The organism is Deferrivibrio sp., from assembly GCF_055117995.1.
The window spans coordinates 1-24,845 of sequence record NZ_JBSQOT010000030.1; the positions used below are offsets into that span (position 1 = coordinate 1).

General features: G+C 32.0%; 22 protein-coding genes and 1 CRISPR repeat array. Of the genes, 4 read left to right on the forward strand and 18 right to left on the reverse strand.

Going from position 1 to position 24,845, the window contains the following annotated elements; translation table 11 throughout:
* Positions 1-31 precede the first annotated feature (31 nt).
* From ACTCAF_RS08255 to ACTCAF_RS08335, 17 genes are all read right to left on the reverse strand, one after another.
* Entirely contained in the window at positions 32-514 is a 483-nt protein-coding gene (locus ACTCAF_RS08255; RefSeq protein ID WP_463062816.1) for a hypothetical protein, read from the reverse strand.
* A complete protein-coding gene (locus ACTCAF_RS08260; RefSeq protein WP_463062817.1) occupies positions 492-755 on the reverse strand; it encodes a hypothetical protein in 264 nt (87 codons plus the stop codon). Before ACTCAF_RS08260 ends, ACTCAF_RS08255 begins: the two co-directional genes overlap by 23 nt.
* Positions 716-976, reverse strand: a complete 261-nt coding sequence (locus tag ACTCAF_RS08265; RefSeq protein ID WP_463062818.1) for a hypothetical protein — start codon at positions 974-976, stop codon at positions 716-718. Before ACTCAF_RS08265 ends, ACTCAF_RS08260 begins: the two co-directional genes overlap by 40 nt.
* A 117-nt stretch (positions 977-1,093) precedes the next feature.
* Positions 1,094-4,310: direct repeats of the CRISPR family, unit length 36 nt; unit sequence GTCGTAATCCCTTCGAGTCAGGTCATAAATTCCAAT.
* Between the two features lie 304 nt (positions 4,311-4,614).
* The gene (csx20, locus tag ACTCAF_RS08270; protein WP_463062819.1) at positions 4,615-5,010 is read right to left on the reverse strand and encodes a CRISPR-associated protein Csx20; all 396 of its coding nucleotides are present in this window, start codon (positions 5,008-5,010) and stop codon (positions 4,615-4,617) included.
* Entirely contained in the window at positions 5,007-5,597 is a 591-nt protein-coding gene (locus ACTCAF_RS08275; RefSeq protein ID WP_463062820.1) for a phosphoesterase, read from the reverse strand. Before ACTCAF_RS08275 ends, csx20 begins: the two co-directional genes overlap by 4 nt.
* Positions 5,578-7,650 carry a CRISPR-associated ring nuclease gene (locus ACTCAF_RS08280; protein ID WP_463062821.1) on the reverse strand — a complete coding sequence of 691 codons (2,073 nt, stop codon included), beginning with the start codon at positions 7,648-7,650 and terminating at the stop codon, positions 5,578-5,580. Before ACTCAF_RS08280 ends, ACTCAF_RS08275 begins: the two co-directional genes overlap by 20 nt.
* Positions 7,650-8,774: a type III-A CRISPR-associated RAMP protein Csm5 gene (gene csm5, locus ACTCAF_RS08285; RefSeq protein WP_463062822.1), complete on the reverse strand. Its 1,125-nt coding sequence runs from the start codon at positions 8,772-8,774 to the stop codon at positions 7,650-7,652. The genes ACTCAF_RS08280 and csm5 overlap by 1 nt, the downstream gene beginning before the upstream one ends.
* Positions 8,774-9,703 (reverse strand): type III-A CRISPR-associated RAMP protein Csm4, encoded by a 930-nt coding sequence (gene csm4 / locus ACTCAF_RS08290; protein WP_463062823.1) that lies wholly within the window; start codon positions 9,701-9,703, stop codon positions 8,774-8,776. The genes csm5 and csm4 overlap by 1 nt, the downstream gene beginning before the upstream one ends.
* 8 nt (positions 9,704-9,711) lie before the next feature.
* Positions 9,712-10,407, reverse strand: a complete 696-nt coding sequence (gene csm3 / locus ACTCAF_RS08295; protein ID WP_463062824.1) for a type III-A CRISPR-associated RAMP protein Csm3 — start codon at positions 10,405-10,407, stop codon at positions 9,712-9,714.
* 12 nt (positions 10,408-10,419) lie between these two features.
* Entirely contained in the window at positions 10,420-10,890 is a 471-nt protein-coding gene (gene csm2, locus ACTCAF_RS08300) for a type III-A CRISPR-associated protein Csm2 (protein WP_463062825.1), read from the reverse strand.
* A 1-nt stretch (position 10,891) separates the two neighbouring features.
* Positions 10,892-13,246, reverse strand: a complete 2,355-nt coding sequence (cas10, locus tag ACTCAF_RS08305; protein WP_463062826.1) for a type III-A CRISPR-associated protein Cas10/Csm1 — start codon at positions 13,244-13,246, stop codon at positions 10,892-10,894.
* Positions 13,247-13,273: 27 nt separating this feature from the next.
* Entirely contained in the window at positions 13,274-14,446 is a 1,173-nt protein-coding gene (locus tag ACTCAF_RS08310; protein WP_463062827.1) for a Card1-like endonuclease domain-containing protein, read from the reverse strand.
* Positions 14,439-15,353, reverse strand: coding sequence for a CRISPR system precrRNA processing endoribonuclease RAMP protein Cas6 (gene cas6, locus ACTCAF_RS08315; RefSeq protein ID WP_463062828.1), 915 nt, complete (start codon positions 15,351-15,353; stop codon positions 14,439-14,441). The genes ACTCAF_RS08310 and cas6 overlap by 8 nt, the downstream gene beginning before the upstream one ends.
* Positions 15,354-15,426: 73 nt before the next feature.
* The gene (locus ACTCAF_RS08320) at positions 15,427-16,893 is read right to left on the reverse strand and encodes an SAVED domain-containing protein (protein WP_463062829.1); all 1,467 of its coding nucleotides are present in this window, start codon (positions 16,891-16,893) and stop codon (positions 15,427-15,429) included.
* Positions 16,886-17,743 (reverse strand): hypothetical protein, encoded by an 858-nt coding sequence (locus ACTCAF_RS08325; RefSeq protein ID WP_463062830.1) that lies wholly within the window; start codon positions 17,741-17,743, stop codon positions 16,886-16,888. The genes ACTCAF_RS08320 and ACTCAF_RS08325 overlap by 8 nt, the downstream gene beginning before the upstream one ends.
* Positions 17,740-18,375, reverse strand: coding sequence for a sigma-70 family RNA polymerase sigma factor (locus ACTCAF_RS08330; protein ID WP_463062831.1), 636 nt, complete (start codon positions 18,373-18,375; stop codon positions 17,740-17,742). The genes ACTCAF_RS08325 and ACTCAF_RS08330 overlap by 4 nt, the downstream gene beginning before the upstream one ends.
* Positions 18,363-18,926 carry a hypothetical protein gene (locus tag ACTCAF_RS08335; RefSeq protein ID WP_463062832.1) on the reverse strand — a complete coding sequence of 188 codons (564 nt, stop codon included), beginning with the start codon at positions 18,924-18,926 and terminating at the stop codon, positions 18,363-18,365. The genes ACTCAF_RS08330 and ACTCAF_RS08335 overlap by 13 nt, the downstream gene beginning before the upstream one ends.
* 68 nt (positions 18,927-18,994) lie before the next feature.
* On the opposite strand from ACTCAF_RS08335, the gene ACTCAF_RS08340 reads away from it, so the two are divergent.
* The 4 genes from ACTCAF_RS08340 (at position 18,995) to ACTCAF_RS08355 (ending at position 23,743) form a co-directional block, all read left to right on the forward strand.
* Complete coding sequence (locus ACTCAF_RS08340) at positions 18,995-20,743, forward strand: CRISPR-associated primase-polymerase type A1 (RefSeq protein ID WP_463062833.1); 1,749 nt, start codon at positions 18,995-18,997, stop codon at positions 20,741-20,743.
* Entirely contained in the window at positions 20,740-21,738 is a 999-nt protein-coding gene (cas1, locus tag ACTCAF_RS08345; protein ID WP_463062834.1) for a CRISPR-associated endonuclease Cas1, read from the forward strand. Before ACTCAF_RS08340 ends, cas1 begins: the two co-directional genes overlap by 4 nt.
* Before the next feature lie 2 nt (positions 21,739-21,740).
* Positions 21,741-22,022 (forward strand): CRISPR-associated endonuclease Cas2, encoded by a 282-nt coding sequence (cas2, locus tag ACTCAF_RS08350; RefSeq protein ID WP_463062835.1) that lies wholly within the window; start codon positions 21,741-21,743, stop codon positions 22,020-22,022.
* 170 nt (positions 22,023-22,192) lie between these two features.
* On the forward strand, positions 22,193-23,743 hold the full coding sequence (locus ACTCAF_RS08355; protein ID WP_463062836.1) for an ATP-binding protein: 1,551 nt from the start codon (positions 22,193-22,195) through the stop codon (positions 23,741-23,743).
* Between the two features lie 118 nt (positions 23,744-23,861).
* On the opposite strand, the gene ACTCAF_RS08360 is transcribed toward ACTCAF_RS08355, so the two are convergent.
* A complete protein-coding gene (locus tag ACTCAF_RS08360) occupies positions 23,862-24,542 on the reverse strand; it encodes a hypothetical protein (RefSeq protein WP_463062837.1) in 681 nt (226 codons plus the stop codon).
* Positions 24,543-24,845: the final 303 nt, after the last annotated feature.

A 24,845-nucleotide genomic window follows, 5' to 3' on the forward strand; every position in this document is an offset into this window, starting at 1 on the left:
AATTTACCCCCTTTGTTAACTTTTCTCGCTATCATCTCGTTTTACCTTTAACATTTTTTCTCCCAAAAAATCCAGTCTCATTTTCCGGGGGCATTATAGTAAGTCCGGTAGCAATCACCACATTATTATCAGATTTTTCCTCATTTGCCTCTACAACTTTGATAGTCCCTATATTGTCAGGATTATACATAACAAGTCTTAAGTTTTCATTGCTGCCAAATCTGCCCCTTGACTCGGTTATTTTAAGATTTACAGGCATTACCTTATTGTTTTCAATAAGACTGTTCCCATACACCACAAATGAAATATCTTTGTACTGGCCCGAATTAAGACTTCCTATATGACGGACTGTCTTCATATCACCGCCGATGAATACATTTTCTCCAAGTTCAATTTCGGCCACCACATTTTCAGCATACCCTTTACCTACATTTTGAACACGAGCTTTTATATCCACCTGCTCTATCGGCTCAATCTTACCATTTCTGTTACTATCGGTAATTTTGTAATCCACCACTTTTTAAAATTGGCTCTTCAAATTTTTTTGTTTTAAAAGCAATACCGATAGGCTTTGGATTGAATCCGTTTACCTCTGAAATTTTCACAATAAAAGTAGCTTTTGCTTCAGGCAAATACTCGTTGCTTTTTAGGTCGATCTCTTTGATGATTGTTGCTCCGGCAGGGATAGTCCCTATATTGATTTTGTCTTCAAAACTTATCCCTTTGAGATTCTCCTTATTGTAAATATTTGCCACCACGTCAAAGGCATCCCCTTGTCCGGTATTTTTGAATTTAAAATAAGTTTACCCGTCTCCTCTGCATCCAATATTTTATTTCCTGAAGGCTCTTTAAAATCTATCGATGCTGACAATAATGGCGGCACAGGAAGCACTTTAAGTGAAAAAGTAGTTTCTTCGGCAAAAACAAAAAAATTTAGGATTATAAAAAACAAAATAAAAAACACCGTTTTTTTCATAGCATCCTCTCCATTTTTCCTTATTTTACCCCTTAGGCGCTTGCTATTCAAGCTTTTTACTACAAAATCGCCTATAACTGTTATATATTTTCAATTTTCATAAAATAATGTCTGTCCTTTTTTTCACCTTCGAGTCAGGTCATAAATTCCAATACCGTTAATGGAGGTTAGCATCGGCGCTATGTGTGTGTAGTCGTAATCCCTTCGAGTCAGGTCATAAATTCCAATCACGGATGAGATACCTGAAGAGCTAATTGAAAATGTTAAAGTCGTAATCCCTTCGAGTCAGGTCATAAATTCCAATTTAAATTTATATAGTTGGGTTATTAGAAATCAAATAATTGGTCGTAATCCCTTCGAGTCAGGTCATAAATTCCAATTGCGGATATTGTCCTTTTAAAGTGGACTGCCCTGTTCACAGTCGTAATCCCTTCGAGTCAGGTCATAAATTCCAATTTGACATTAACAGACTCAAATTGGAGCAACCTGAAAGTCGTAATCCCTTCGAGTCAGGTCATAAATTCCAATGTTATTGTGCCGCCTTCTTAGAGCTGGCAAATTTTTTAGAGGTCGTAATCCCTTCGAGTCAGGTCATAAATTCCAATCTACATCCCACCATCATCCCACAAAAAGAAGGTGACCGCCGTCGTAATCCCTTCGAGTCAGGTCATAAATTCCAATAGAGCAAGGTTAATGAGAGCAAAAAGACTGTTGTTTTATTGTCGTAATCCCTTCGAGTCAGGTCATAAATTCCAATCAAGAGCTTATTAACACTTGTCTTAAAGACAAGCCTTTAAGTCGTAATCCCTTCGAGTCAGGTCATAAATTCCAATACATCATATGTTCATTGGGTGTATTAAAAAACGAATATCGTCGTAATCCCTTCGAGTCAGGTCATAAATTCCAATTCCAAACAACGCAAATTCATGCTAAAAGAGGATGCTAAAGTCGTAATCCCTTCGAGTCAGGTCATAAATTCCAATAAATGAGAAGGTATCAGAAAGAAGGCAGCGTCAAAAAAGTCGTAATCCCTTCGAGTCAGGTCATAAATTCCAATTAAAATGGAGCATCGTATTAATGTAGCTCGCTTTCGTTTAGTCGTAATCCCTTCGAGTCAGGTCATAAATTCCAATAAAGAGGTGCGTAAAGGTATTATGAACGCACCTATGAGAGTCGTAATCCCTTCGAGTCAGGTCATAAATTCCAATCAAAAGAACAACAAAAACAATTAAACAGGAAAATTAAAACAGTCGTAATCCCTTCGAGTCAGGTCATAAATTCCAATCAATCCTTTATGATAAAAGGAGCAGAACTCACAACAAAAAGTCGTAATCCCTTCGAGTCAGGTCATAAATTCCAATAAAGTTAATGGAGAAACTGTTTGCGGGATGGAAGTATGACGTCGTAATCCCTTCGAGTCAGGTCATAAATTCCAATAAGAAGGGGAAACATTCGCCATTACAGAACAAGCATATGAAGTCGTAATCCCTTCGAGTCAGGTCATAAATTCCAATGGTAACAACATAGTCCAAAAGGATTACGACCTTGAATTTAAGTCGTAATCCCTTCGAGTCAGGTCATAAATTCCAATGTATGGGTTGGTGCTCATTGAGAACGGATACTCAGAAAGTGTCGTAATCCCTTCGAGTCAGGTCATAAATTCCAATAACAAGAAAAACCGCTAAAAGAAAAGCAATAACCGGAGAAGTGTCGTAATCCCTTCGAGTCAGGTCATAAATTCCAATCCGCTAAAAGAAAAGCAATAACCGGAGAAGTTTTATTTAAGTCGTAATCCCTTCGAGTCAGGTCATAAATTCCAATCATCCATTGCGGTCGTGAGTGTGAGGTAGAAAGAGGATACTCGTAATCCCTTCGAGTCAGGTCATAAATTCCAATGGCGGGCAGCAAACCTATATGCGCAGGTATTTGTGGTTATCTCGTAATCCCTTCGAGTCAGGTCATAAATTCCAATTTCATTGAGGATAACATATGCGACGACTTTGAAGTCTATATGTCGTAATCCCTTCGAGTCAGGTCATAAATTCCAATCTGCTGTCAAGGGCTTTAGTCCCGTTGGGGATTGCGAAGCAACGTCGTAATCCCTTCGAGTCAGGTCATAAATTCCAATCTGATTACTTGAAGTTTGCAATACAGGTTCAGGTTCTTTAGTCGTAATCCCTTCGAGTCAGGTCATAAATTCCAATGGGGAAAAATCTTAACTCCTGTTCATAAGTTTGATTACCGTCGTAATCCCTTCGAGTCAGGTCATAAATTCCAATAAGTCGGTATCAAAAAGTGGACTTACAAAGCGTATGATAGTCGTAATCCCTTCGAGTCAGGTCATAAATTCCAATTAAAATTTGAGGAAATAAGTTTTTTTGAACTATATGGAGAGTCGTAATCCCTTCGAGTCAGGTCATAAATTCCAATAGGATATCCTAAAAAATTATATAAAAGTTTTGGGCTAACGTCGTAATCCCTTCGAGTCAGGTCATAAATTCCAATGACGATATGTTGTTAGAAACAGATAAGGTTTACGTGATAGTCGTAATCCCTTCGAGTCAGGTCATAAATTCCAATATGACTATAAAAGAAAGATTCTTTTATCAACCGCAAGGAGTCGTAATCCCTTCGAGTCAGGTCATAAATTCCAATGACCAAAAACCGCAAAAAGAGTTATTAAAGGGGAATTAGTCGTAATCCCTTCGAGTCAGGTCATAAATTCCAATAATCTTTCTTTTATAGTCATTAACGCCGATGTAGTAATATGTCGTAATCCCTTCGAGTCAGGTCATAAATTCCAATAGAAAATACAGGAGAAGAAATAATTCTCGAGGATATAGTCGTAATCCCTTCGAGTCAGGTCATAAATTCCAATTAGAGAACGGATGGTATTCATTGAATACCGCAAAGAAAGGTCGTAATCCCTTCGAGTCAGGTCATAAATTCCAATGCGGAACTTCCTACATATCTCCAAGCGGCTGTTGAAGCCGTCGTAATCCCTTCGAGTCAGGTCATAAATTCCAATCAGGATGAATACTGTGATGAATGTATGTATGAAGTGACAAAGTCGTAATCCCTTCGAGTCAGGTCATAAATTCCAATCGGAACTAGCGCAGAATTTGAGTTCTGCGCAAAATACGGCAAGTCGTAATCCCTTCGAGTCAGGTCATAAATTCCAATGATGTGCATACTATGTTAATATCTATATTTACAGACGCCGTCGTAATCCCTTCGAGTCAGGTCATAAATTCCAATATAAAATTTGATAGGAGGCTAATATGATAAAATTAAAAAAGTCGTAATCCCTTCGAGTCAGGTCATAAATTCCAATAGTACCCCTTTTTTGTACCTTATTTTCAGATATTTGCAAGGCAAAAATTAAAGAAGGGGGGGGTATCAATTTTTCTACTTTGTAAATTTTGATACCCGTTTTTGTAACCTACTGATAAACAACAAGAAAAAAATTCGTGTTCTACTAGTCTAACTTTTCTTGTAACCATATAGTAGATTTAAACTTTAGTCTTATTTCAATTTATTCTAAAATCCACTTGAAATTGTGCTTTTAAAATAGAACATTACGACATGTTTGTTTTACTTATCGCGGTAATCTTATTCAGTTTTCAAACTACAAAATATCAACCATAGTACTGATATTTCCTAAAATTCAAATGCTCGAATATACTTGTCTTACTAATTTTACCATATTTGTCTTCTTTTTCTACTGATATTCTTTTGGTAGTAGAATAAATTGGTACTAAAAAGTTTTTCAGGCAAAAATCTGCAACAAAAAAAGTTGCACCAAAATCACCTTGTATTAATACATAGTCTCCACTTTTTGCATTATTTCCTAAAAAGTTAGTTATTTTCTTAACCTCATTAACTGGCAATCCCCCCTCAGGTGGTATTTGACTCCAAAGTTTTTGTAAATTATCAGGCAAATTTACAATTTTATCTACTTTTAGCTTAGTATTGATTTCATTTATTTGTTTATTTGTCAAACTGTGACTGAATATTAAAAATAAAGCTTTCAATGTATCAGCTCCAATGCCATTTTACTCCACAGTTCTAAATCTTTTTTGTATATTTCAAACATATCTAACCATTCAAGTCCCTCCAACTCCTTGCCCGGAAGAAATGCTCTGGTAGTATTTAATAGATATACAAATCCTAAATGAGTAAGTCCCACATCGGTAATCTCTTCATTTATTAAACCTAAAAAACTTATTTCTGTCTTATAGAAATCAAAATCCGAAAATTCTTCTGATAGTTCTCTATAAACTGCATTTTTAATTGTAGGTTCTAAAACCTCAAAAATATAGTCCTGTAGCTCTACGTGACCACCAATTCCTATAGAATATTTCCCATGTAACCTTTTTTCGCTGCCTTTTCTTTGGTAGCAAGCAATTTTATCGAGATGTTTAACAATGACATATGGTATAATTTGCTTATAATCAGTATTTTTTTCACAAATATCTCTACTAACAAATTCTATGTGTTCAATTTTAAAGTCTTTTAAAAGTTTTTTTTCTTTAATTGACACGATAGTATGATCTTGCAAATATTTCTTTTTTATATTTTTCTTTTTAAAAACAAGGACATCATTTAAAGATCTCTTCATTAATTATCTCCATAACACTTTTTTCAGCACCTATTATTAAATCCTTTTTAGTATCAATCTTGCAAAATGCGGAAACGAAAGAATTTTTGATTAATTGCAATAGTTCCCAAAAAGTTAGCGTGTTATTTACTAAGTCTGATCCGATAATAAATTCATTGGTAAAATCAGTACGTGAAATTCCCAAATTGTCCGTATTCAAAGTAACTTTTAGACCTCTATCAAGGTATTTTTTCAGAGGGTATTCTCTGTCTGTAAAATCTAATATCTGTTTGTTACTTGAAGGGCATAGTTCAATTGATATTTTTCTTTCTTTGATTTTATCCATAAGGTCTTCCCTTTCAAGCAACTTAAGTCCATGCCCAATCCTGTCAGCACTCAGATGATAGACAGCTTCCCATATACTATCAGCATCCGCAGTCTCACCGGCATGAATTGTAATCTTTAAACATTTTTCCAATATCGGTAAAAATGCATCTCTAAGCTCGGATGGGCTTTTCATCTCTTCATTTCCTGCCAGATCAAAACCAACAAAAAATTCCATAAATTTTTTATCGTTTTTATTTAAAACATAATTTACAATCTCATTAATTTCTGAGATTTTTTTGTGTCTCGTGGCAATAAATATTAATTTAAAAACAGTTACATCACTTTCGAGATTTCTTACCAGCACATCAACTACTTCATCAATGCTTAACCCACCCTTGGTATAATTATGAGGTGAGCATCTGAGTTCCAAATATTTTACGTTGTGCTCTTTTGCTTTTCTTTTTAAAATATTACAAGCTGAAGCTAAAGATTCCCTTGATTGCAAAAGAGATGAACCCTGCAGGTCACCTAATTTTGAGTATTTTTCTATGCCAATATTCTTATAGTCTTCTGAATTTAAATACTTACCAAAAATCAACTCATCAAGTAATTTTTCATAGTCTTTAAACTGTATAAGAAATCCTGCCAGACTATATGGCTCCGGAATCTCCTTAAAACAATTTAGCACCAATTCTTTGGGATTAGACACCATTTCAGTGATTTTTGACAATTCATTTTTTGACAGGTTTTCCCTTATAATTTTAAGCCAATCATCATATTTTTTATATTTTCTTCTATAAAAATTTACTTTTTCCAGATTGGAATAAGCTATTTCCACCATCTCTTTTGTGTCAGCTATTCCACCTAAATGACAATGTAACTCTGCTTTTGGTAATTTCTTGATTAAATTATAATCTTCTATAACTATTTTTTTGTTTTTTAAAACTTGAATTTTATCTGGCTCCAAAAAATATAAAGAATAAAAATTTGACGCTGGCTCTTTCTGGTAAATTTTTTGATAAAAATTAAATGCAATGCTTCTTGATTTATTCCTTCTTTCCTCAACTTCGTTATAAAGTTCAGTATCAGGATCTAAGTATATATTTTCCTCATTTAAAGGTATGTCATATTTTTGATTTTCAAGAATGTCTTGTTCAAAATAAATGATTTTGCTTGCATCCCTTTTGCCGAATGCAACAATGGGGGTAAAATGCCTGGAAAATTTAGTATCAATTGTCTTCAAATTTTTAAATTCTTGTGGGATATTTCCATCATCGATTATGTGTATCATGGCATCAAATCCAAAGATGTTGCCTGCTTCCTGCATATCAGCACTCATAGTTTTCCGTCCACCGCTAAGAGATAAAAGCAATTGACCGCCATTTACATATTTTTTACCAGCCAAAACAACTTGGTAAATTAAATTCCCCATTTGTCTGCAGTGTTCATCCTTAGTCAGGTCTGAAATCCCCTTCAAGATAAAAGATTTCATTTTAATCTTTTTAACATTTTCGTTTAGCCACCCTTTGGCTGTTTTTATTGAATTTATTGTTCTTTTATCATCAGTTGAAATTACCCATATCTCCTTTACGGGCTTTATCTTGTTTATAGTTCTTATATTATTAATTTTTTCAAATCCAGAGTGATATTTATAAAAACCATAATCATCTGGATTTGTGAAGCCTACAAGTTCAGGTATCAATTGCCATGAATGTCCCAGGGTGGTTATAAGGATGCTTGATTGCATTATATTAATATTAACCACCCCATAGGGTATAAGCTATTTATATTATTTATTTTTTTCTGAGAAAAATACCATACTGTTGTTGGTTCTTTAGCATCATGAACTGCTTGCCGTCTTTTATTTTCTTTTATTTTTATTGCTCTTTCTTTAAACGTAACACCTTCTGCACCGCTATGTTTGCCAACTCTGATAACAGCATATTTATTTTCATTTAATTTATCTATCAAGCCCTGTTTATCCACTATTTTAACAAAATTATGATTTAAAGATTTTTCTTTAAATAAATTATAATCTTTTTTAAATAGTTCTAAATAATGTCTGTTTAAGCATTTAAAAAGATTTTGTTTACTTTCTAATATATTATCAACATCTCTTTTGTATTTATGAGTTGGAATATCGCCTATAGTTAACCAACCGGCAAAAAGCTGAAAAGGCCTTATTACCTCAGATGCAACAGTTAGCTCACCGCTTACAGATTTTTCAAGTGACTTTTTGGGGTAATTATGAAAATATCCTATCCACTTACCAACACTTTCAGATTTACTAAAATCAGATACTTTAAGTATTTTGAAAATATCATCAGTGAAGCTCAAATTCATTTCTTTCATAAGTTTTTTATACTCATCTCTTCTTGTAGGATCGTATTTGATATGGTTGTCTTCAATTATTTTATTAACTATTGCAGTTCTGATTGAGCCTTTTATTGAAGAGCCGGGTATTACTGTATAGCCACCTGATGAGTAGGTTTTTTCAATTTCAAGCATATTTATCATTTTGTTATTAAAATCTTTGGAAGCAAGATTTATTAATTTCTCACTATATTCATTTGCAAAATCACTACTTGAGACATCTTGCTCGTCAAAGACGATATTAGCCATAGATGATATGTCAAAATTTTCATAGATAAACTTTCTGGCCTCTAATGTTTTACTAAAAGAGGGATTTTTTACTATCATAGTAAATTGTTTTATTTTTTCAGAAGGTAGTTTTGATAAAAAAACAGATGTATCAAAGTGATATATTTTGTTGTTTTTGATAACATACGAAAAAGGCTCGTAATATTCACCTGATCCTATATGTATTGGTGAAGCTAAGAAAGCCTGAAACTTAATAATTTTATCTCTCATTATTGCACCTCTACGCTAACAGGGACGTATAAACTGTATCCTTGCTGAACCGTATCCTTATAATATGATAAATTTGTAAGTGCTTTTCCAATATACGGCTTTTCAAATAATTTATTACTAATATTTACAAATAATGCACCTTGCCTTGCCATTACTACTGGATTTTTAAAAGGGTTACCCTCAACTGAACGGATATTGCCATGCTTACCATATTTAGTAAAAATTTCGTAATATTCATTCCCTTCAGTTTGCAAATCTTCCAAAGCACAATTTCCAAGGGTGTATATTGAGTTTTTTCCTTTGTTTGAAAATCTAACTTCTTCATAATTTTCAACATTGAATTGTCCTCTACCTAAAGATGCGTCTTTACCAAAGCCTATTTTTCCCATTATTTCCAGTGCCGTTTTGATTATATCAATATGTTCTTCCTTGGAAACATAAAAGTAAAAGGAAAATGTAATCTCTCCATAGTAGACATATTCAATTATAGAGTATGGATCAAAACCCTGGCCAGTCGTTCCTGTCCTTCTGTCAATTGAACACCTGATTATTTCGCTATTTTTGTATGCATTAATGTTCTCTGATAGGTTAATTATTTTTTCAGTATTTAAATCGCTTTCTTTGTAAATGCTATCAATATAGATTCTGTTTTTTGATTTTATTTTTTTTCTTTCCAGAATTTTTGCAAGTTTGATTTCTTTGGACTCTTCAAGCTTATACTTAACCGGTATCTTTGGAGAAATACCACAGTTGTTTGGCAAAAAGTCTGATACCACAAGAAAAGGATTGGTATCATAGTCCTTTAAAAAATCAGAAATATTTTCCCCCATATCAGACAGGATCCAAACTAATTGTCCGAATAATGTATCGGACATTGGTTCAGTCCCAAAGGGTGAAAGTGGCTTTATTGTTGCCTTTATATATTCCATAAGCTCACCTATAATTCTACAGAATTGAATTTTTCCTGCAGTTCGTTATCGTCAAACTTAATGCTTACTCTACCATATCCTCTGCTTCCTGAACCTCCAAGTGCATCAAGTGTAAGAAGTTTGAAGCCTTTAAGAAGTGTGTTTAAAAAGGAATTTTCATCATCTCCTTTAAAAATCTTTAGAGAAAGTGAAAAATCAAATTCTGCTCCCTTTGGTACTCTTTCCATAAATCTTGGGTCCTTTGCAGTACCTGTAATTCTGTCGATTGAGTTTTCAGCTTTTACCTCAGTAAGCTTTCCTATGGTCTTTAATAATATTTCTTTAGAACTATCATTTAGATGTGAATCAGAAAAAATTACCCTTGAAATTGCATATTTAGGTTCAAAGCTATCTTTATTTTTTTCACTACCACTTGTTCCAAAAAGCATTACAATATTTGCTTCATCTTCTTGTGGATTTTCCAAATGATTTACTTGTAAAGGTTTACCACCGGTTTTCAAATGCGCCCCAACATAATATTCTAACAAACTTCTAATCTTACCTTTTAAACTACTTCCGGGTATATAGGGTGAATTTGTTAAAGGATCTTTTATTACTTGATTATCTACGCCACCTATGTGCACCTCTGAGTCTCCTCCACCAATATGAAGACCACTTTCCAAAATAATTTTTCCAGAAATATTTTTAATTTTTAAAGCACTCATAGTTTCCTCCTGTTAGTTTTCACTTGGATTAAGATATCTATAATAGCCAAGTATTGCTTCAAAGTAGCTTATAAAAGTATTAAAATCTGAAAGAGTTTCAATTTCAAGTACATTTGATGTGATAAAAGTATAGAAAGCTTCACCGACATGCTTCCTACCGCGTGCATAAGCACATTTTGATGCCACAAGGTAAATTAAAGGTAAATTTTTTTCGAACACTTCTTGAGGATTGTCAGAAGAGTCAATCTTGCTTTTGATAACATATAGGTCATCGAAAAATTTCCTTATTTGTGTGTTTTTGTTGAGTTTATCGCGAGAAGCCTTTTTTTCATTATCCATTTCTTTAGCTACTTCGCTTGCGATTGATTTTATCAATTCCGGGTAATTATATCTTTTGAAAGACTTTTTCACTATTTCCGGAACTTGATTAGTGTTATGATGCCTGTTATCATTACTTCTTCGTTCATTAAAATTTCTTTGCATATTAACCTCCATATCTGATTTTATATAAATTTATTGATAAAGCTGCTCTTAAAAGCTTTGGATTTTCTTCAATTGATTTTATTAAAAATTCTGCCATTTTCTCTCTTTCAACTTTATCTTTAATATTTCTTGCAAGTGAATATTTTAAGCGGGGCAACCACATTAGATTGATCAAATTAACCTTTTTATCCTCAGAAACTTTAATCTTCATATCTATAAAGCTCATTACTTTATACCAAAAGGACGTGTTATTTTTTACTGATGATTTGCTCAACAGCTCTGTAAAGCGTTTATAAAAATCTTTAAAACTTTCAGGCTTTTCAACTACGCCCAATACACTCATTTGACCTTTAACAAAAGAGTCACTTGAAAATGACTTGGCATTTTTTAAATTTTCTTCAACAATCTCTGCCATATATACAACAGGGGTGTTGTGCTTGAATAATCCTATGGCAGAAGATATTGTTACATCTTCATTGTTTCCTGTAAATAATTTAAAATCTTCATTGATTTTGAAGTTCAATTCTATGATTTCATCATATGGTCCTATTAAAAATAAATCATCTCCTCCTGCAAAAACAGTGTACACATTTTGATAGTCTTTTTTGCAAATTTCCGGCAAATAGTAGGCAAAAAAGATATTTATCATTCGCGACATTGCGGAAAGTCTTGAGAAGGTAAGCTTGTAATTCATTTTGGATTCATGTTTATATGGCTCTAAACCAACAGCAAAAATAGCTCCAAGATTATCAACATCGGCCTTTAAAACACCTAATGGTTTTGACTCAGAATGACCATTAATTTTTACCATTTCCTCAAAGCTCATGGGAGCATTATTCTTTTTTGGAATATAGCTATTTAAATATACGATAGAGGCTCCTGAAAATGGCTTTGTAGGGTTAAGATCAATAACCTTTAAGATATTTCCTGATGGTTTAATTTCGTTGCTAAACTGAATTTCAAATTTATTAAAAATTGAACCATTATTTTTATGTATAATATAAAGAAATCTGTTTGTAACTAAGTTTTTACCAATTATTTCAAATGAGTCGCACAAATCACAGTTTTCATTTACAGCAGCTTTTTTACCACATACCTTACAAGTGTTTTTGCCATCAAATTGAGTATGATAATTTTCAAATACAGCCTTACGAGTCTTTAAATCGAATTTTGCGTATTTGGCTTTGTCTAACTCTGAGAGTAAATTTAACCACAACTGTTCAAACTCCTTATCCATAAAATTCTTGGCTGACGCTTCCGTAGTCACTATCCCAAGGGAAACTTCTCCTATAAATTGATTATAGAGCCAATCATTCAGCTTTTTCTTCCCTTCACATAAAGCTTTATGAGTGCTTTCAGTATTCGGTGCAAGAATTACAAACATCCCTGCTGCATTAAGCATCAGGTTAAAAGATGGTAAATTTAATTCTTCGAGAAAATAGTATGCTGCAACTTCAGATAAAACTGATACATAGAATGATTTTCCCCTTAGTATCTTAGCTGAGTTTTTATTTGTTTCCGTATCATTACCGAAGATAAACTTTTGAACTCCAAAAAACTCTCCTCGTAATAAAATAAAATTATTTTCGTTGCTGTTAATAAAATCAGGATTTTTATCTGTTAATTGTTTTTCAGTGATTAAATTATATATTGCAGAAGCAAAGGCAGCAGTAGTTTTAGAGTGATCATATAATGAAACCTCATCATAATCATCCCACGTTGAGGCAGGTACAAATGAAAAATATTTTTCATATAGAGATTGTAAAGCGTCAACATACCCCTCAACACTTAAAAAAGTTTGGTGGATAACGCTATAATCATTTTCAAACTCATTTACTAATTTTTTATATTTTTCTTCAGCATTTTCTCCTTCTATCTCTGATTTTTTTACTGGGAATAGACTGTTGTAGTTTAGTTTTTCTAATTTAAATCGATATGAATTATCAATATCATTTTTCTTTAATGTTATATGTCGTAATAAAGGTGCTAGATGAACTTTTCTATAATCTTTGGGGCTATTATTTTGTCTCTCCTCGTATCTTTCTCTATCAAATCCCGATGCAATATAATCAGCTTGAGCAATAATTTTAGTTAAAAAATCTTCAGGGTTATGATGACCTGCTGAAGTTTTGAGCATATCTGATTCTGGAAAACAATCTTTCCATATCTGCTCTATTAAGCTGTTGGCTATAAAATTATCGAAAAAAACAGCCGTATGAAGAGCATGCAAGTGAGAGTCTTTATTAAGCAATAGCTGTCGTTCAAAAGTGTCTCGTTTATATTTATTAGGCAACTGTTTGCCAGTCCTTTGATATGCTTTGCCTATATCGTGTAAAAAAGCAGCAATTCCTATCAAAGAACTTCTTAATCTTCTCTCATTCATCTATTCCCCCTTTCTAAAAATTTCTTTGAAGATGCCATCTATCCTTTTTTCTTTAAAGTCCTTTAGGCCAAAAAACTGTAATCTAAAATTATCCTTAGCTAATTTATAGGTATCTTTTAATTCACCATTATTGTCATACAAAACCTTTTCATCTAATGCTAACAGAATATTATTCATTCCAAGGCCGAAGCTTTCCTGGCTCTTTAAGTGTGAAAGTTTGTAAAATGTTTCCTTTAAAACTTCCCTTTCCTTGCCTCCAAGGCCAGTTTTACATTCAAAATAGTAAAGCCTATTTTCGTATGTCAAAACAACATCAAGCTCGTTACCTCCTCCTTTTTCTATTTCTACACCAAGTTTGATGTAATCATCATTTAAATTTAGAAATTTTTTAGCTTCAAAATAAATCAGCTCTTCAAACCAGCCACCGGTTAAATATTTAATCCAGTGCTTTAATCGCTTTTTTGATTCACTACTAATATCTAAGCCTAATCTGTCAAAAAAATACTCTCCGGCATCTATAAGCTCGTTTAAATCTATCTTTTTTTCATTGTTTTTCACTTTATCCGAATTCCAGTATTTTCTAATATCGTCAGACGTTTCGTTAAAAAGATCCGCATTCTCATTAAAGCATTCCCAGAGCTTATATGTGTAGTCTTTTCTTTTTTTAGCGCAATCTATTGCGCCAGTTAAATTATTAATGTTCTTGATTTTAACATTGTAAGCTGAAAAATACTCTTGTACATTCAATCGATATTGAATCTCCGATAGATTGTTAGTTTCAATATTTGTAGCATGGTTTCTATTATTAGGGATATAAAAAAGCCTTTCAGTCTGGTTTATATTTCTGGCAAATTCGTATGCTCCCAAAGACATTATTTTTGTCCCGCCTGTTAAATTGAAATAATATTTATCATTTCCACGATATGCTTTTCGCAACTTACCTATAACATCTTGAAAATCTTCTTGATTAACAATAAGTCTTTCACATGTATTTTCATCCAATTTACATGTAGTTATGATTGCGTCACTTCTTTTTTGTTTATCTTCTTCCATTTGTTTAGTAGTTAAAAAAATAAAATAATCTATTGAAAATTTATCTTTAAACTCATTAATAAAGACGATATTAGGAACAGTTTGAGCACTTACTAAAGACACAAGCACATTTCTATTCATTTAGCTCCTCCACTAGTATCTTTCCAAAACCAAAACCGGTATTTTTACCAAGACCAAAAATTTCAGCAAATTTTAATAATGAAATTGCATAAATTGGAAATTTGCCACGCAAGTTCATATATCCAACAACCCCACCAAATATCATACTGTCATTCTGCCTTGATGAATACCTTTTGTACTCTTTCCATACTAAACAGTTTTCAGACTCAATTTCTGACAAATTAATTTGAATTTTTCCATTTTTCTCGCTTGTCCCGTACAGGTTTGACAAAATCTCATATCTGCTCAAGGAAGCAATCAATATGTCGCTAAAAGAAATTTCCGAAGAGTATTTCCCTTTGACCTTTAATCTTGACGGGGATAAAAAGTTTATTCTTATGTTTTTATCAACTAATTCTTCCGAAAAATCTGCTGTAAAGAGCGTACCTTCAGGCAAATTAATATCATCACTTGACCCATCATTGACCAAATGTCCTCCTGAGAAAACTTTTGTTATGCGATACTTTGCCCTTTCCCTGAAAAGTCCATTTTCTCCTGCCTTTAAAAAGCCGTAATATATGTAGGGGAAGTATTTGATCCCTTTACCAAAAAGTGTAAGCTCAAATTTAAGCTCATTAAAATTAGTATTAACATCCCTTTCACAATATGTAATGAATGGGTGAGATGCTTTATCTCTACCTTTCAAAAAATCGTTATTTTTCTCTATAGGTGTTTCAAATACAACAGAATATGCACATTGAAACCTTAAAGGGCAATCATCGCAAGTCTGTTTATGTCTTAAAATACATGCAAACCTTTTGAGTTCTTTTCCAAGAACAGCTCTTAATGCAAAAGATGGATAAATATCTGCGAATGCATTTTTTTCAAATTCAAGAAATATCTCAAACTTTTGATAGGGTATCGGCACATGCCCTCCTTAAATATACAATCCAATAATAATGATTTATTTTATCATATTTTTTTAATGGATGCTTAAAAGATTAAAAAAAATTTCTGAATTTTTTAACTTTTTCTGAGTCAATTACTTTTTTGTAGGATAAGTCTGATTTGTCAAAGTTGTAAACCACCAGCCTCTTGTAGTCTCCGATTGCCATTCCCAGAGCAAAAGAAAGGGGTACAGGTGCAGAAAATATGAAATGATATGTAGAAACATGTTGTTTATTATTGACGGAATTGATACATGAATAAATTTCCCTTGTAATCTCGACCCACAAGTTACTGTTATCAATAGAAATATTACCTTGGAAATCCTTAATATTAATGGTTAAAAGATTACAATGTAATGTTTCATTAATAAATTTTTTGGCATCCCCTATCGGGTTATGGCTAGCAGCATAAATACAAACCATAAGCTCATCAGAGTCAAAGCTGGATTCATAACCATAGCTTATATATTCAAAGTTTTGTTTAATCTGTTTTAATTTTCTAAGGCTTGTTTCAGTGAAATTTATTACTTCAAAATATTTTCCGTCCTGAAAATGATAAATAGACAGCTGCTTTTTAGCACCAATAATTACTCCCATTGAAAAAGCAAATGCAGACAAACTACAAATAAAATGAAATCTTACTGTAAGGTTGCAATTATAAGCTTTTGAAATTTTATAATAAAATTCATCTATCAGACATTCCCATTCATCAATGTTATTCTGGATAAAATTTTCTCTGTAAATACTTAAATCGTCCAAATCAATTTCAAGCATATTCAATATATTACCCTCTAACTTATCTTTCAGATAGTTAAAATTTCTTTCAAGCTCTGCATGACTTTTTCCAAACAATTGAATAAAAGGTAAATCAATTACATCTTTATTCAGATGAGATAAATCCTCAAGCTTATCAATATGCGATACCAAAAATTTCTTATTATCTAAGGCAATTTTCTTTTTTAATTTTATATAGTCGATATTGTTAACTTTACCAAAGCTATCGACACTGCCCGTATAAATAAAATTGTTTCTGTAAATATCCTCTACATAAAAACAAGACGCTAAGGCAAGCTCAAATGAATTGCCCGTGAAAATTTTGTCAAAACATACAAAAAAATTTTTATTAATTAGTTTTTTTAACTTTATCAAAGACTCCCTGATAAATTGCGGCGTATTAGGGAAGCAAATGCTTTCAAACTCCCCCTCAAATATATACACCCTTGCAATGTCGCCATTATTATTATCTACTATTGGAAACTGTGAATATTTTACTTGCTCAAAAGCTTTTGTGATAGCTTCAGTAAACTCTTTGCCTAATATTTTTTCAAGTAGCTCAGATTTTGAGTTTTTTATGAGTGAAAACATTAGCATTTGTTTTAAATCTTCATACGGAGAATACCTTTCTTCGTGAAAAAGCTTGAAGCAGGCATCATAGTCTGGTTCAGCAATAGAGCAATCCTGAATAAATTCTTTTATTACTCGGTAATTTTTATCAGGATCTTTCAAATATACCTTAAGCATTTGTTATGTCAATTTTATCAGCCAAATAAGGAATAATTATATTATCATCAAAGATTTCTATTTCTATTTCACCCTTATCTACAAGGCAGATAAATTCATCATCTTCAATCTGTACCCTTATCAGGGCATTCTTTTTAACATATTCTTCATCAAGGATAATTTTAAGAATATTTGTTTGGCGGTCAAAATATAGGGAAAAAATTCCCTTTCTTGCAGTATGTTTGGCAGTAGCAGCAGCTTTTGGATAGTTAATCTTTTCAATACGTTGCTTTATACTATCTTTCAGTTCTGAGAAAAAGATAACATCAGAAACTTCAAACTGATTAAAATGGTATGGCAATACGTCGGCAATTTCTTGATTTCTGAATTTAACCTGGTAGTAATTCTCATCATCAATAGGAATGGTTAGACCCTTATACTTCTTTGGGATATCTACTCCATTGACAGTGTATTCAAAGAGTACGTCCACATATTTATCTTCTAAAATCCCCACATAAGCCATTGGTAAATTTTTGGGAATATACAATTCATAATCCATGAAAGCAAAATATTCATCCGTCTCAAACTTAAAAACAAAATCATTCTGAGTGGCAAAGTCTACCCATTCTGTTACTTTGAAACCTGTGAAAAAACCGCTAACTTCTCCGGTCAATAAAAACATAAATTTCCCGTCTACGATGTAAAGCTCACCTATTTCCAGGGCAGGTTTACTGTGATCAGATTCAATTCTTATCTCTTTTATTGTATTCATAAACTCTTTATAGTCCCCCTTATCACCGGCACCACTTTCTTCATTATTCAGCTTTAGTTTTGTGTATATTTCATAAATATCTTTTAGACGTTCACTCATTTACTGCTCCTGTCTATACAACAAAATTTTTCGCACACTTCTGACACATAAATTTGCATAAAGCATAAAAATGCTTCTTGAGAAAGCAAATGTTCCCTTACAATATCCTGAATTTCTACTTTGAGTCTTTGGATAGCCTTATCATATGCATTCCTTGATAAATCTTTTATAAAGTTTTTTTTATTTGAATATAAATATTGGCACAATATCCTTTTTTTCCTCTCATCAAATTTTTCTACAATTATATTAAGAATCTCATATGATTCAAATTTTAGCTCTTCAGAAATGGAATCTGATTCAATGGTGTCAAGAAATTCCAAATCATCTTCGTCATTAACAACTGAGTTTAATGAAAGATTATCATTATTTTTAAAATGATTGTAGTAGTCCTTCAAAAAGTTATTTATACTTGTATTCAAATATTTCAATATAGCCACATCATCATTATTGTGAATAAACTTTATCATGGATTTATTGCTAAATATTTTATTTGATAAAAAATCGTGATACATACTGAGCAATTCTTCATCTATTGAATAATTTTTTGCAAAATAAATAAATTTTTTAAATAGCTCTTCATAACCTTTTTCATTTTCATCCGGACACTTCAAAAACTTTACTATCTCTGACATAGTTCATTCAACCTTTTAGCAATATTTTTGACATACTCTATGTTACAAAAGGTGCAAACCTTGAAATAACCGTCAAAATCGGAATATTGGCTAGTCAGTCTATTAATTTCATTGATTTTATCTACTGACAATTTATAACTGAGTATTGTATCGATATTAAAATTAAAACTTTGGCGTTTTGGCACATAATGTATTTTCCCATTTTTTTTAACTTTTTGTGTTGGGACAAATACACTGCTTTTAGATTCAAATTTAAAGTTTTTACAATCCAATATATCGTTACAGTTGGAAAAATCGAAGATTATTTCATATTTACGATGAACATGTTTGTTTGTAGATAGTCCTAAAAAGCTGCACAATCTATTTTTTGTCTTATAAACGACAATAGGTCTTCGCTTCTTTTTATTTGATTCTAACTTCTCAAGATTTCCAGTAAGTAGTACTCCTGATACCAAACGAAGAAAATAAACATTTATCAAGATCAAACTTCCCTCATTAATATCCTCGTCCGGCTTTAATTTTCCAAAATCTATCAATTCATCAAGTCTCATTGTAAAATGATAACAAAAATGTCAGAAAATTTCCAATAAATATGTTTATTAAGTTAAGGGGGTAACCGATGGAAAATAAATTACAGCATAATTTCAAAGAACTGATACGACTTGCTGATGAAGCTGAAAAAAATGAAAATATTTCTGAGGTAATAAAGTATCTAAACCTCGCACTAAATCTCACTGAAGATAAAAAGCCTATTTATGAAAGGTTATTGCAATATTATTTAAATGATTCAAACCCTGAAAGAGCATTGAAAGTATTAAAAAAATTGATTGACTTAGACAAATTTAACCCTACCTATTACAAACACTTAGTCGGAATTTTATTAGAGCTTGATAGGGGAGAAATTGCTTTAAAAATTGCCGACAAAGCATACTCTTTGACAAAAGACAAATATTTCAAAGATATATTTGACAATTCTATGGAAGAAAAAATTATTGAATTATCATATACAAACGAAACAGTATCACTTCTTTTTACTTTATTTGGAGGTAGAGAAGGGGTATATGCAAGACAATGGAAAAATTCTGAAGGAGCAACCGGTTATATTCCTGTAAGAGAGCCCCTTAGCGAAAAGGTGATTAAAAACCACCTAAACGGAAATATTACTATCGGAATTTATCAGCACAGATTGGATAGCACTGTTAACTGGATTTGTTTTGACGTGGACATTGCCAAACATATTTTAAAAAATGTTTTGTCAAATGATGAAAAATTTAAGGAATACGATTTCTTGTGCCATAAAATTGCCGTATCTATTTGTAAGGAATGTGAGAAGTTCAATATAAGTCCTATTATAGAAAACAGCGGATATAAAGGCAGGCATGTTTGGATATTTTTAGAAAAGCCTGTACCTGCAAGGATAGCAAAGCGATTTGCTGAAAGTGTAAAAATCAATATTAAAGAGATTATACCAGAAATTTCCGTTGAAATTTTTCCAAAACAAAATTTTGTAAAACAAGATGGCACGGGAAATCTTGTGAAATTACCACTTGGGATACACCTTGCAAATGGGAAAAGAAGCTTTTTTGTAGATAAAAAGGGTAGTGAAATTGCAAATATTGATGAATTTTTAAAAAAAGTTGAAAGGGTATCTGATCAAAAGCTGCTTGAGTATTTAAACTACTACCGTATTTCCGATACATTTGAAAAATATTCTGATAAACCAAAACCTTTGCCATCAGAAACAATTTCATTTAAAAATATTGTTGAACCTTACAACATCGATACAGACAAGCAATTTCAATATCTTATTTTTAAATGTCCGGTATTAAAGGAAATTTATCAAAATGCTCTTAGAAAAAATGAGCTTAGCTATGATGAAATGATTGTGGTAGCTCATAGTATTGGTCATCTTGAAACGGGTGTAGATGCAGTAAATTATATTTATTCAAAGTGCTATAATGTTAACCCCGACAAATTTTTAAAATCAAGGCTGAAAGGAAATCCAATAAGCTGTGCAAAAATAAGGTCAAAGGTCCCTGAAATAACTTCAACCGTGAACTGCAACTGTCAGTTTGATAATATTGAAGGATTATATCCAAATCCCACATTACACCTACATACTTTTGAAATTGATGTAAAATTACCAAGCAGGTTGGATAGCCAGTCATTAAATTTTCAGGATATCCTTGATAATTATCTAAAACTAAAGAAACAGTTATTTGAGCTTAATGCATTAAAACAAGAATATGAAGATAAGTTCGAAGCCATGTTTAAAACTTCAGGAGTTGATGTATTTAAAACTGCGGTAGGTAATTTTAGAAGAGTAGTAGATGAGAATGGCAAAGTTACATATAAGCTTGATGTATGATTGTATATATTACTGAGCAAGGTGCAGGCATATATATATCAGGGGAAAGGATAATTTTGAAAAAGTTCAACAATGTTATAGGAGTGTTTCTTACTAAAGATATCGACCAGGTTGTCATAATGGGGAATGTCTCAATTAGCACTCAGGCTATAAAACATTTCTTAAAACATAAAATTGATGTTGTATTTACAAAATATTCCGGAGATTTTCTCGGTCGATTAGTACCGGAGCTTGGTAAAAATATAATATTAAGAAGGCTACAAATTACAAAGCTTGGCAATCCAAAAATCAAGTTAAAACTTGCTAAAAATATTATAAAAGCAAAAGTTGAAAATAGTATATCCGTGCTTAGAAAGTTAAACTACTATCATAAGGATGAAAGTGTAACAACTATTCTTAACCGCTTGACTGTGTTTAAAAAACAAATTGTATCTATTGCCGATATAAAATCATTGTTAGGTTTTGAGGGCACAGCTGCAAATTTATATTTTGGTGCATTTGATTTTCTTATTAAAGGCAATTTAAAGTTTGAAAAACGGACTAAAAGGCCTCCTCTAAATGAAGTCAATGCACTTTTGAGCTTCGGTTATACAATTTTAGGAAATGTTGTTAGGACAGCTGTTAATACTGTGGGGCTTGATCCATATTTTGGATGTTATCATGTGGAAGAATATGGGCGTCCATCAATGGTACTTGATCTTATGGAAGAGTTCAGAGCAGTTGCAATAGATTACCTTGTAATCTCATCTCTTAATAAAGGTATGGTAAATAAAAATGATTTTATTATTGATTATGAAAATCATGATTTGCCGGTCTCAATGTCAGTATATGGTAGAAAAAAATATATCGGACTGCTTGAAAAAAGATTTAATTCATATTTTTGGTATGAAGAAAAAAATAAAAAAATGACACTAAGAGAAATAATACGCTATCAGGCATACAAATTTGCAAAAGCAATAATAGAAGATTCAGAGTATAAGGGTTTTACTTTTTAGATATGAAAAAATTTTATGTTGTTTCGTATGATGTTTCTGACGATAGAAAAAGATACAGAGTAGACAAGGAGCTCAAAAATAAAGGGATTAGAGTGCAAAAAAGCGTTTTTGAGTGTGAATTGACTGAGTCTGATTTTTTGAAATTGAAATACAAATTGGATAAAATTATCGATCTGGAAACTGACTCTGTTAGATATTATTATCTTTGCAAGCATTGCATTGAAGCAATTGAAACAACAGGCAACTGTCCTAATTTTGAAAAAAAAGATTTTATTATTTCATAAGCAAAAATAAAGATAATGTCATTTGATAAATGGCCTTTTAAATTAAGAAGATAGAAATTTCACAGGAAAGTAACAGAGTATTAATTCATACCGGTAGGAGTTAATATTTTAGTTATCAAAACGACTCTACATCTATTGACAATAACCTATAAAGTCAATATTATTTTAATATGAAAAAGTTACCAATCGGGATACAGACATTTTCTGAAATAATAAATGAAAACTACGTTTATGTAGATAAAACTCAAATTGCGTATAATCTTATTAATGAATTCAAATATGTCTTTCTATCCCGCCCCAGGAGATTTGGTAAATCGTTGTTTCTTGATACTTTAAAAGAGATATTTGAAGGAAATAAGGAGCTTTTCAAAGGGCTTTACATCTATGATAAGTGGAACTGGGAAGAAAGATACCCGGTAATTAAAATCAGCTGGGCAGGTATCTTTCAGACCCTTGATGATTTAAAAAAAGTAGCGTTTAGTGTTTTAAAATATAATCAGGAAGCTTTAGATATAAAGTGCGATGATACTACAGATCCTGCCGGATGTTTCAGAGATTTAATTCGTAAAGCCTATAAGAAATATAAACAAAAAGTAGTAATATTGGTAGATGAATACGATAAGCCGATTCTCGATGTAATAGACAATCTCGAGCAGGCAAAGATAAACAGGGAATTTATCAAAGGGCTTTATACGATTATAAAAGATAATGATGAGTTTATAAAGTTTACCTTCCTGACTGGAGTAAGCAAATTTTCCAAAGCTTCAATATTCAGTGGTCTTAATATGTTAGCTGACATTTCTTTAAATAAAAAATATGGCAATATTTGCGGTTATACACAGGTAGATTTGGAAACAGTATTTGCAGATTATCTTAAAGATGCCGATATGGATAAAGTCAGAGAGTGGTATAACGGATACAATTTTCTAAAGGATAATGTCTATAACCCATTTGATATATTGCAGTTTATTAGCAATGAATGCGTCTTTGATAATTATTGGTTTTCAACAGGGACACCTACATTTTTAATCAAGCTTATTGAAAAGAATAAATATTTTTTACCTAAATTATCCAATCTGGTAGTCGACAAAAAGCTGCTTGATAGCTTTGATATAGAAAATATAGACTTAGAAGTGATTTTATATCAATCTGGTTATCTAACAATAGATAAGGTTATTGAAAAGAGAAGGGGTGGTTTTGAATATAAAATGAAACTGCCAAACAAGGAAGTCAGGCAGTCTTTAAATGATGTAATTATAGATTATTTATTAAAACATACAGGCCAGAGAAATATTTACCAGGATAAGTTGTATGATGCGTTATGCGATGTTGATTTCGCTCTTATGGAAGAGTCACTGAAGTCTATATTTGCCTCAATCCCTTATAACAATTACAGCAATAATTTCATTCAAAGTTATGAAGGCTTTTATGCAAGCATTGTTTACATCTACCTGCAGTCTTTGGGGCTTGATATAATAGGTGAAGATGTAACTAATAAGGGCAGAATTGATTTAACAATATTTATAGAAGATAAGATTTACATAGTAGAATTTAAGGTTGATGCGGTAAAAGGAGAAGCATTAAAGCAGCTAAAAGAAAAAAACTATGCAGAGAAGTATTTGAATAAATCATCTGAAATTTATCTTGTAGGTATCGAATTTGATTCAAAAGAGAGGAATATTGTCAATTTTGAGTCGGAAATTTTGAAGCGGGAAACGTAAAGCGTGAACCGTGAATCGGGAAACGTTAATCGGATATTGCTAAACTATATTAAAAATTTTATATATAAAAATTTTTTTCAAGACACACTCATTTGATGTCAAGGCAAAATGATATCAATCATGCTGACAACATGTCACCGGCAATATTATAATAAATCTCAAGTAATTTGACTCTCTTTTCTTTATCAGGCTCTTTTTTCAAAACAACAGATAAAGGAACCCTTGCTGGCAAGTCGAGTAAATCATAATCAGGACAGTACGTTAACTTATTTTCATAGTTATATTTAGCTATACTAAATATTTCTTTAGTAAACTCTATCTCACTTTCTCTCTCTTCATCATCCTCTATTGAGTTAAAATAATTACTCATTTCATCAGATGACAAATATTCTTCAAGGGTCTCTCCTTCTTCCACTGCCAATTCTATTATGTAGGTAATTGAAAAAAATGTCCCAAAATTATACCCCAAAAAATATGCTCCTTTTTCCGGTCTCATTCTTTCTAAATGTATACAAAGCCCTTTTTGTTCATCACTGGGTATAAAATCCTGGTTATATAAAAAATCTGCAAGCCAGGAAAGATAGCTTTTGAAATCGGAGCTTTCATAATTATCGGGCATAGTTGAATATCGATAATCCGCCGGCCAAAACATTCCCATTTTTGTAAGTATAATTCCCATTTTTTCTTCTTCAGAACACCCTTCCATAGCATTATTTATTACATCCAAAAGAAAATTTTCACCATTTTCACAAAAATTATTTTTTTCTTTCTCAATATCTTTTTTATTTTTCTTGCTCATATTCGCCCTCACATATTAATTGATGAAAATAAGTTTAATTGATAAAGTTACAATATCACCCTGCTAAACATTCCACTTTCTATCGAAACCGTGTCGATATCTCTCCCAAGAGGATAGTTTTTTTATTTTCCAAGAATTCATACTAAATGACCATACTTCGAATTTCCTTTCCTTTGTTTCTACAATAACGTTATAAGTGTCCTCTGGACTTGCTACAATAAAGTGGACAAAGAGTTAAGGAAATACTAAGTTAAAATAAAAAGGCAGGTTAAAAAATGGTTAAAAGAAGAGTTTATAGCAAAG